This window comes from Amycolatopsis sp. NPDC024027, from assembly GCF_040638975.1.
Classification (GTDB): Bacteria; Actinomycetota; Actinomycetes; order Mycobacteriales; family Pseudonocardiaceae; genus Amycolatopsis.
The window spans coordinates 63,503-72,700 of the sequence record NZ_JBEZYY010000035.1 but is presented as its reverse complement, the minus strand read 5'-3'; the positions used below and the strand labels follow the sequence as shown (position 1 = coordinate 72,700).

7 protein-coding genes are annotated in these 9,198 nt (G+C 71.1%); 5 read left to right on the top strand and 2 right to left on the bottom strand.

Annotation, left to right across the window (positions count from 1 at the left end; translation table 11 throughout):
- Positions 1 to 132: 132 nt before the first annotated feature.
- Complete coding sequence (locus AB0F52_RS47165) at positions 133 to 954, bottom strand: SAM-dependent methyltransferase (RefSeq protein WP_360185683.1); 822 nt, start codon at positions 952 to 954, stop codon at positions 133 to 135.
- A gap of 122 nt (positions 955 to 1,076) precedes the next feature.
- Between AB0F52_RS47165 and AB0F52_RS47160 the strand changes: the two genes are divergently transcribed.
- From AB0F52_RS47160 to AB0F52_RS47150, 3 genes are all read left to right on the top strand, one after another.
- Positions 1,077 to 2,408, top strand: a complete 1,332-nt coding sequence (locus AB0F52_RS47160) for a cytochrome P450 (RefSeq protein WP_360185680.1) — start codon at positions 1,077 to 1,079, stop codon at positions 2,406 to 2,408.
- Between the two features lie 61 nt (positions 2,409 to 2,469).
- On the top strand, positions 2,470 to 3,567 hold the full coding sequence (locus AB0F52_RS47155) for an alpha/beta fold hydrolase (RefSeq protein ID WP_360185677.1): 1,098 nt from the start codon (positions 2,470 to 2,472) through the stop codon (positions 3,565 to 3,567).
- Between the two features lie 84 nt (positions 3,568 to 3,651).
- The gene (locus tag AB0F52_RS47150) at positions 3,652 to 5,754 is read left to right on the top strand and encodes a diguanylate cyclase (RefSeq protein ID WP_360185674.1); all 2,103 of its coding nucleotides are present in this window, start codon (positions 3,652 to 3,654) and stop codon (positions 5,752 to 5,754) included.
- 1 nt (position 5,755) lies between these two features.
- On the opposite strand, the gene AB0F52_RS47145 is transcribed toward AB0F52_RS47150, so the two are convergent.
- The gene (locus AB0F52_RS47145) at positions 5,756 to 6,418 is read right to left on the bottom strand and encodes a nitroreductase family protein (protein WP_360185671.1); all 663 of its coding nucleotides are present in this window, start codon (positions 6,416 to 6,418) and stop codon (positions 5,756 to 5,758) included.
- 221 nt (positions 6,419 to 6,639) lie between these two features.
- Between AB0F52_RS47145 and AB0F52_RS47140 the strand changes: the two genes are divergently transcribed.
- Positions 6,640 to 7,056, top strand: coding sequence for a hypothetical protein (locus AB0F52_RS47140; RefSeq protein WP_013226199.1), 417 nt, complete (start codon positions 6,640 to 6,642; stop codon positions 7,054 to 7,056).
- 31 nt (positions 7,057 to 7,087) lie between these two features.
- Positions 7,088 to 9,190, top strand: coding sequence for a (Fe-S)-binding protein (locus AB0F52_RS47135; protein ID WP_360185667.1), 2,103 nt, complete (start codon positions 7,088 to 7,090; stop codon positions 9,188 to 9,190).
- Positions 9,191 to 9,198: the final 8 nt, after the last annotated feature.

The window sequence follows — 9,198 nt, the reverse complement described above, 5'->3', positions numbered from 1 at the left end:
CGGCGCGGGGCCGCCAGCTGTTTCACTTTCGGTCCGCCGGGCCGTTCACCCTTCCGTGGGTCTGGCGGGGGTGTGTGTTGGGGGGGGGGGGGGGGCCCCCCCCCCCCCCCCACCACTCACGAGCGGGGCAGTTCAGGGTTTGCGGCCCACTCCCGCATACGGCAAGGAGTTGACCGAAGGGTCGTCGGACATGTCGCCGACCCCCTCCGGGTTCCACATCGCGCAGCCGACCAGGCCCGGTTCGACGAGGTCGAAGCCCTCGAAGAACCGGAGCACCTGGTCGTGCGTGCGCGGGAACGGCTGGTTCTGCCGGTTCTGCCGGCTCGTGTAGACCTCGATCGCTTCGTCGAGGCCCGCCGATCCGGAGTCCGCCGCGACGTGCGTGACCGCCAGGAAGCTGCCCGGCGCGAGCCGTTCGCGGTAGCGGGCCAGGATGCCGGCCGGGTCCCAGGAATCGGGCACGAAGTGCAGCAGCAGCAACATGAACACGCCGGTCGGCTGCCCGGGATCGAGCAGCCGGCGGGCCGGCTCGGCGTCGAAGATGTCGTTGACGTCGCGCAGGTCGGCCTGCAGGACCGCGCAGTTGTCGTTGCCCTGCAGCAGCAGTTCGCTGTGGGCGACGGCGACCGGCTCGCGGTCGACGTACACCACCCGGCACGCCGGGTCGGCCTGCTGGACGATTTCGTGCAGGTTCCCGACGGTCGGGATGCCGGAACCGATGTCGAGGAACTGCCGGATCCCGGCGTCGACCATGTACCGCGCGGCGCGGCGAAGGAAGGCGCGGTTGAGCCGGGCGGCGTCGCGGATGCCCGGCATGATCTGCAGGATCTGCTCGCCGAGTGCCCGGTCGGCGGCGAAGTTGTGGTCCCCGTCGAGCCAGAAGTCGTACACCCGGGCCGGGTTCGGCACCGTGGTGTCGATCTCCGGCGGTACCCAGCTCAGTTCTCCGGTCACGGGACCTCCCACCCTCGCGGACGCTGCGGGGACGGAGCTTAGTCCCTCATCCGTTCGTGTGGACTCGTGCTCCGGGCGCCCGGACCGCCGCTAAGGTGGCCCGGTCACGAGGAGACGAGGCCATGCCGAACCCGCGTCCCGTGCCCGGCCGGGTGCCCCTGCTCGGGCACACGGTGCCCCTGCTGCGCGACCCGCTCGAGTTCTTCACTTCCCTGCCCGCGCACGGAGATGTCGTCAAGATCCGGCTCGGCCCACTGCCGGTGCACGTGGTCACCACCCCGGAGCTGGCCTGGCAGGTGCTGGCCACCGACGCCGACAAGTTCGACAAGGGCCTGGTCTTCGACAAGATGCGCCCGCTCTTCGGCGACGGCCTGGCCACCTCGAACGGCGAGCTCAACCGCCGCCAGCGCCGGCTGGTGATGCCCGCCTTCGGCCGCACGCGGATCGCCGGCTACGCCGAACACACCATGACGAAGCTGGCCGGCGAGCTGGTGGATTCGTGGCGGCCCGGCGAAGTCGTCGAGTTCGACCGGCGGATGCAGGACCTGGTGCTGACCATCGCCGGGCAGACGCTGTTTTCCACCGCCCTCGGCGACGAAGCTCTCGCGGAGATCCGGCACTCGATCCCGGTCATGCTGAAATACGTGCTGATCCGGGCGTTCTCCCCGAAGTTCGTCGAGAAGCTGCCGATCCCGCCGAACCGGCGGTTCGACGCCGCGGCCGCGCGCCTGCGCGAGGTGATCGGCGAGACCGTCGTCGCGGCCCGTGCAGACGGCGCCGACCACGGCGACCTGCTCTCGATGCTGCTGCTGGCCCGCGACGAGGAAACCGGCGAAGGCATGTCGGACCGCCAGGTGCACGACGAAGTCATCACGATCCTGACCACCGGCGCCGAGACCACCGCCGTCGCGCTGGCCTGGTTCTTCCACGAACTCGGGCAGCACCCGGACGTCGAGAGGCGCTTCCACGCCGAGGTCGACGAAGTCCTCGACGGCCGGCCCGCGCGCTTCGAGGACCTGCCTGGTCTCGTTTACACGCACCAGATCGTCAACGAGATCGTCCGCCGCACCCCGCCGCTGATCCTCATGCGCCGCGCGCGGGAGGACGTCGAACTCGGCGGGGTGGCGATCCCGGCGGGCAGCGAGGTCGCCGTCAGCCAGCACACCCTGCACCGCGACCCGCGCTGGTTCCCGGACCCGGGCCGGTTCGACCCGGACCGCTGGGCACCCGGCCGCACCGCGGAACTGCCGAAGGGGGCCTACATCCCGTTCGGGGCGGGCGCGCGGCTGTGCCCGGGGCACGTGTTCGCGCCGACGGAGATCGGCATCGTGGCCGCGACCATCGGCGCGCGGTGGCGCCTGGTGCCGGTGCCGGGCAAGAAGGTGTACGCGCAGATCAAGGCGACGATGCAGCCGAACCGGCTGCCGATGACCGTGGTGCCCCGCCGGACCTGACGGTGCCGATTCCACTACCGGGTGTAGTGTTCCGGGGTCCTGAACGGAAGGCAGGTTGGGTTTGAGACGGCCGCTCAAGCTGACGTCGGCGTTGTTCGCCTGCGGTGTCCTGTTCGCCTCGCTGACCGCGGCGGTGCCCGCGGAGGCCGCCGCGATCTCCTGCGGCGACACGGATCTGCCGGTCACCGGCCCCGGCCTGCCGGCCATGGTGCCGGGAGCGCCCGCGGTCGTGCACGGCCGGCTGTGCCTGCCCGCCGGGGCGGCTCCGGACACCGTCCAGCTGCTCGTGCACGGCGGGACGTACAACAGCGCGTACTGGGACCTGCCCTACGAGCCGGCGCGCTATTCCTACCAGCGGGACATGGCCGCGCACGGCTACGCGACCTTCGCCGCCGACCAGCTCGGCGCCGGGCGCAGCAGCCGGCCGCTGAGCCTGCCGCTGTCGGTCTGGGCCGCGGCCGAGTCGATGCACGAGGTGGTCGGCCACCTGCGCGCCGGCCGCGCCGGCGGTGTCCCGTTCGCGAAGGTGGTCATCGTCGGGCACTCGGTCGGGTCGGGGATCGTCGCCGTGGAGGCGTCGACCTACCACGACGTCGACGGCGTCGTCCTCACCGGCATCACGCACCTGCCCGCGCTGCCCGTGCTCGCCCTCGGCGCGGCGCTCGGCCTGCAGCCCGCGTTGCTCGACGGCCGGCTGGGCACCCTGGGCAGCGACCCGCTGTACTTCACGACGAAGCCGGGTGCGCGGGCCGGGCTGTTCTACGCCGCGGGCGACGCCGACCCCGCCGTGGTCGCCGCCGATGAGGCGACGAAGGACCAGGTTTCGGTCCCCGGGATGGGCACGGTCGCGTTGTTCGGCATCGTGTTGCCCGCGACGTGGGGAATCTCCGTACCGGTTTTCCAGGTGGTCGGTGAAAAGGACGTCCTTTTCTGCGGGGTGCTGGCGTTGCGTGACTGTTCCGACGCGGCGGTGCTGCGGGCGCAGGAAGCGCCCTATTACGCCGACCCGTCGAAGTTGTCGACGTACGTGCTGCCCGGGGCGGGCCATTCCGTGGCGCTGCACGAAAACGCCGGCGATTACCGCGGCGCGACGCGCTCCTGGCTGCAGGACCGCCTGGGGATCACTCCGCAGGGTTATCACTCGATCGGACGAAACTGAACCCGTGCGCAGCGCACAATTCCAGGCCAAGATATATCGATTGCCCCGAACCGTGATGGGCACTGAACCCTTGGACAGCCTGAGGTGACTGCTCCCCATCCCCGCGGCGACGCCCCGCGGAAGAAGCCGTCCGCCGATCGCGCGGCGAGACGGCTCGGCACGCTCGCGCGCAAGTGGGGCTACCTGATCAGCACGACCGCCTACCTGCCGCACACGCCCGAGGAGATCGAGCGCGAGCTGGCCGGCCTGGCCGGGCGCCTGTTCGAAGCGGTGGCGAGCGATCCGCCGGCCCTCGAGGCGGCCGCGAGCGCGGGCGGCCGGCTCGTCGAGCTGCGGTGCGTCGGCGCCGACAGCCTGCGCCGCAGCCTGGAGGTGCTGGGCAAGGCGCTGCTGCGCGAACCGGAACTGCAGGGGGCCGAAAGGCTGGCCGAGCGCGTCGTGGTCGTGCTCGGCGCCTTCAGCTCCGGCTACGGCGAGATGCTGCGCGAGGACATCCAGAAGCGGCAGGAGGGCCTGAGCCGCGCGCTGCTGAAGGTCGAGCAGGAGACGCGGCAGAAGCACGTCATCACCCGCGCGCAGTTCGAGGAGGTGTTCGCCGGCTCGGCCAGCGGCGTCGCGCTCACCGAACTGGACGGCCGGGTGCTGCGGGCCAACGCGGCGCTGGCCAAGACGCTCAACCGCACGCCGGCGGAGATCGCCGCGATGACGCTGTTCGACCTGGTCCACCCCGAGGACGTCGAACAGCTGCGGGAGAGCTACGGCGAGCTGGTGGCCGGCCGGCTGCACCGGCTGCGCGCCGGCCGCCGCCTGGTCGGCAAGGACGGCGAGCCGATGTGGGCGACGTTCGCCGCGTCGGTGATCCGGGACGCGGTCGGCGCGCCCCGGCAGCTGCTCACGATCGTCGACGACGACACCGAGGTGTCGCTGCTGCAGCGGCGGCTGAGCCACCAGGCCCTCCACGACGTCCTCACCGGGCTGCCGAACCGGCAGTTCTTCAGCACCCGCCTCGAGACCTTGCTTCGCGACGCGGATCCGGCGCGCGGGGTTACGCTGTTCCACCTCGACCTCGACGGCTTCTCGCAGATCAACGCCGGTCTCGGCCGGGAGCTCGGCGACCGGGTGCTGCGCGGGGTCGCGGCCAAGCTGAAGACGGTCTTCGAAGCGGAGAAGGCGCTCGTGGCCCGCCTCGGCGGCGACGAATTCGGCGTGCTGGTGCAGAACACGGCGGACACCCCGGGCGTGGTGACGCTCGTCCGCCGGATCACCCACGAGCTCGCCGAGGCGGAGTACGTCGACGGGCAGCACGGGGTCGCGGTGTCGGCCGCCATCGGCGTCGTGCACCGCCCGCCCCGCGACAGCACACCCGCGGAGCTGCTTCAGGCGTCGGACCTGACGCTGCGGCGCGCCCAGCGGACGGGCAACCAGTGGGGCCTGTTCGACCGCGAGCTGGACCGGCGCGACCGGCACGGCTTCGGGCTGGCCGCGTCGATGGCGGGCGCGTGGGAGAACGGCGAGGTCGAAGCCCGCTACCGCGTGCTGGTGTCCGCGACGAGCGGTGCGGTCAGTGGCGTCGAGGCGCGGTTGCGCTGGAACCACCCGGCCGAGGGCGTGCTGCCGCACGAGACGTGCGTGCGGCTGGCCGCGGAGACCGGGCTGGCGCTGCCGCTGGGCACCTGGCTCCTGCGCACGGCGGCCGAACGGCTGGCGGCATCCGGGATCGGCGTGCCGCTGGTCGTCGAGCTGACGGCGCAGCAGGCGGCGGATCCCGAGCTGGTCGGCGAAATCCGCCGCATCCTGGCCGACACCGGCCTGGCCCCGGACCACGTGCGCCCCGGCTTCCCGGCCGCGGCCCTGACGGCGGAGACGGGGGACGCGGCGGACAACTTCAAGGTGCTGGGCGAAATCGGGGTCCGGGCGGAGATCCACGGCCTCGGTGACGTCACGTGCCTGACGGAGTTCCCGGCCCGCGCGGTCCGGATCGCGGCGAACCTGGCCGCCAAGCGGGAGCACCCGCTGGTGGCCGCCCCGCTGTCGGCGCTGATCGACGCGGCGCACGCGGCCGGGGCGTCGGTGTCGGTCGCCGGGATCGCCACCGGGGCCGAAGCCGAGTGGTGGCACGACCGGGGCGCGGACCTGCTGTCGGGCCCGGCGTTCCCGGAGCCGCCGGACGGCTTGCCCGGCTGCTGACTCAGATGCGCACGAGCACCTCGTCGAGGGGCTTGCGCCGCAGGTCCGGCACGACGCAGTCGTCGGCCGGGTAGCCGACCGGGATCACCGCGAACGCCGATTCGTTGCGGGGGCGGCCCAGCAGCTCCCCGAGGAACCGCATCGGCGACGGCGTGTGCGTCAGCGCCGCGAGGCCCGCCACCTGCAACGCCGTGAGCAGCATGCCGACCGCGATGCCGACCGACTCGTCGACGTAGTAGTGCTTGCGGACACCGCCGTCGCCGTCCAGCGCGAACCGTTGCTGGAACACGACGATCAGGAACGGCGCGTCCGTCAGGTGCGGCTTCTCCGCGTCGGTCCCGAGCGGCCGGAGCGCGGCCAGCCATTCGTCGCCGAGGCGGCCGTCGTAGGAGATCCGTTCCTCGGCCTCGGCGGCTTCGCGGATTCGGCGGCGCACCGCCGGGTCGGTGACGAGGACGAACGTCCACGGCTGCTGATGCGCCCCGCTGGGCGCGGTCGAGGCGACCGCGATCGCGTCGAGCACCGCGCGTTCGGGTACCGGGTCGGGGGAGAACATCCGCACCGAGCGCCGGGCTTCCATCCGCCGCCGCAGGGCGGCGGACCGGGCGAGGGCTTCGTCATCGGGCAGCCGGGCGGGCCGGTAGGGGACCGGGTGGTAAGTCATGCCGGGATTGTGGCGGAGGACACGGAGCGCGCAGCAGGCCCGAACGTACGATTCGCGGGGTTAAGTGTCCGCTGTACGGACAGTAAGGTCATCCTTGCTGAACAAATTGCGCCGAATGGTCCAGGAAAACTGGTCCAGTCGGCCCTGTCGCGCGAAGTGATCTCCTCATTACCCTCCAGTAGCAGACAGTGGTGCCGATCACAGTGGTTCCAGGAGGCCTGATGGCGTCGCGCGTTCGGGGACCCGGTTCCGAAGACCGGCGCGAACTGCGGATGCGGCACCTCACCGGCTGCCTCCCCTGCACGCTCAAATGCGCGTATTGCGGGCTGCCGGTGCGGCTGGCCGGGCCGGGCGACCACCCCGGCTACGGCGTGGTCGACGAAGTGACCGGTGATCTCGTGCTGCTGCACCGGTTCTGCCGCACCGCGCTCGGCCGCTGCGGGACGCGGGGGTGCGTGCTGCGGCGCGCCCACCTCGGCCGGGCGACCGAGCAGTACGAAACCGGCCGGCGGCCCGGGCGCTACCAGCGCCTCGGTGTCCGGCGCTCGCCCGACCTCGATCTGTACCGGAAGCACTGGCGGATCGCGAAGATGCGGTACGCGTGCAAGGCGTGCCGGTACTACACCGGCTCGCACTGAGCCGGTCCTTCCATCACGACGCGGAGGACTCGTGCTCGTTCGTCTCATCCTCGGCCTGCTCATGACCGTCGTCGGCCTCGCCGTCGCCGGCAAGCGCGTGGCCTTCCTGTACCGGCTGATCAAGGCGGGCCAGCCCGACGCCAAGCGGTCGGACGACCTCGGTGCCCGCGTCCTCGCGCAGGTGCGCGAGGTGTTCGGCCAGCGCAAGCTGCTGAAGTGGTCGGTGCCCGGCCTGGCGCACTTCTTCACGTTCTGGGGCTTCGTGATCCTCGCTTCGGTGTACCTCGAGGCGTACGGCGCGTTGTTCGACGAGAAGTTCGCCATCCCGTGGATCGGCCACTGGGCGGTGCTCGGCTTCCTCCAGGACTTCATCGCCGTCGCCGTGGCCGTTTCGCTCGGCGTCTTCGCGATCATCCGGATCCGGAACGCCCCCGAGCGCAAGGATCGCGCGTCGCGGTTCTACGGCTCGCACACCGGCGGCGCGTGGCTGATCCTCGCCATGATCTTCAACGTCGTCTGGACGATGTTCTTCTTCCGCGGCGCCTCTTCGGCGTCCGGCAACTTCCCCTACGACTCCGGCGCGTACGTCTCGCTCGGCGTCGGGAACCTCCTGGAACCGCTCGGGCACTCGACGACCGAGGTGCTGGAGACGGTCGGCCTGCTCCTGCACATCGGCGTCATGCTGGTGTTCCTGTCGATCGTGCTCTACTCCAAGCACCTGCACATCTTCGTGGCGCCGATCAACGTCTCGGCGAAGCGCCTGCCGGACGCGCTCGGACCGCTGCTGCCGATGGAGTCCGCGGGCAAGCCGATCGACTTCGAGGACCCGGGCGAGGACGACACGTTCGGCCGCGGCAAGATCGGCGACTTCACCTGGAAGGGGATGCTGGACTTCGCCACGTGCACCGAGTGCGGCCGCTGCCAGTCGCAGTGCCCGGCGTGGAACACCGGGAAGCCGTTGTCACCCAAGCTCGTCATCATGAACCTGCGTGACAACCTGTTCGAGGAAGCGCCCTACATCCTCGCGGGCACCGAGCACGAGGGCGCGCGCCCGCTGGTCGGGCCGGAGGACGACGGCGGCGTCATCGATCCCGACGTGCTCTGGTCGTGCACCACGTGCGGCGCGTGCGTCGAGCAGTGCCCGGTCGACATCGAGCACGTCGACCACATCGTCGACATGCGCCGCTACCAGGTGATGATCGAGTCGGCGTTCCCGACCGAGCTGGGCGGGCTGTTCAAGAACCTGGAGACCAAGGGCAACCCGTGGGGCCAGAACAACTCCGAACGCCTCGCCTGGACCAAGGACCTGGGCTTCGACGTCCCGGTGTTCGACGGCGAGCTGGCGGAGGACGTCGAGTACGTCTACTGGGTAGGCTGCGCCGGCGCGTTCGACGACCAGGCGCGCAAGACCGTCCGCGCGACGGCCGAGCTCCTGCACATCGCCGGGGTGAAGTACGTGGTGCTGGGCAAGGAGGAGTCCTGCACCGGTGACCCGGCGCGCCGCGCGGGCAACGAGTTCCTCTTCCAGATGATGGCGCAGCAGACGGCCGAGACGCTGAACGCCGTGTTCGAGGGTCGCGAGCCGCGGCTGCGCAAGATCGTGACGACCTGCCCGCACTGCCTGAACACCCTCGGCCGCGAATACCCGGACCTGGACGGCCACTACGAGGTGGTCCACCACACGCAGCTGCTCAACCGCCTGGTCCGCGGGGGCCAGCTGACCCCGGTGAAGCCGGTCGAAGACGGCCCGAAGGTCACCTACCACGACCCCTGCTACCTCGGGCGCCACAACAAGGTCTACACGCCGCCGCGCGAACTTGTCGGCGCGACGGGCGCTGAGCTGGCCGAGATGCCCCGTCACGCGGACCGGGCGCTGTGCTGCGGAGCCGGCGGCGCCCGCATGTGGATGGAGGAGCAGATCGGCAAGCGCATCAACCTGGAGCGGGTCGACGAGGCGATCGCCACCGACGCCGAGACGATCGTGACGGGCTGCCCGTTCTGCCGCGTGATGCTCACCGACGGGCTGGTCCAGCGCCAGAGCGAGCAGAAGGCGGAGAACGTCGACGTGCGCGATGTCGCCCAGTTGTTGCTGGAGCGGGTGAAAGCCACGGACACCTCGGCACCGAAGGTCTGAACGGAGAT

Excerpts from the sequence above, each read along its gene's own strand:
- AB0F52_RS47160 (WP_360185680.1), top strand. The coding sequence starts at position 1,077 with ATGCCGAACCCGCGTCCCGTGCCCGGCCGGGTGCCCCTGCTCGGGCAC.
- AB0F52_RS47145 (WP_360185671.1), bottom strand. The coding sequence starts at position 6,418 with ATGACTTACCACCCGGTCCCCTACCGGCCCGCCCGGCTGCCCGATGAC.
- AB0F52_RS47140 (WP_013226199.1), top strand. The coding sequence starts at position 6,640 with ATGGCGTCGCGCGTTCGGGGACCCGGTTCCGAAGACCGGCGCGAACTG.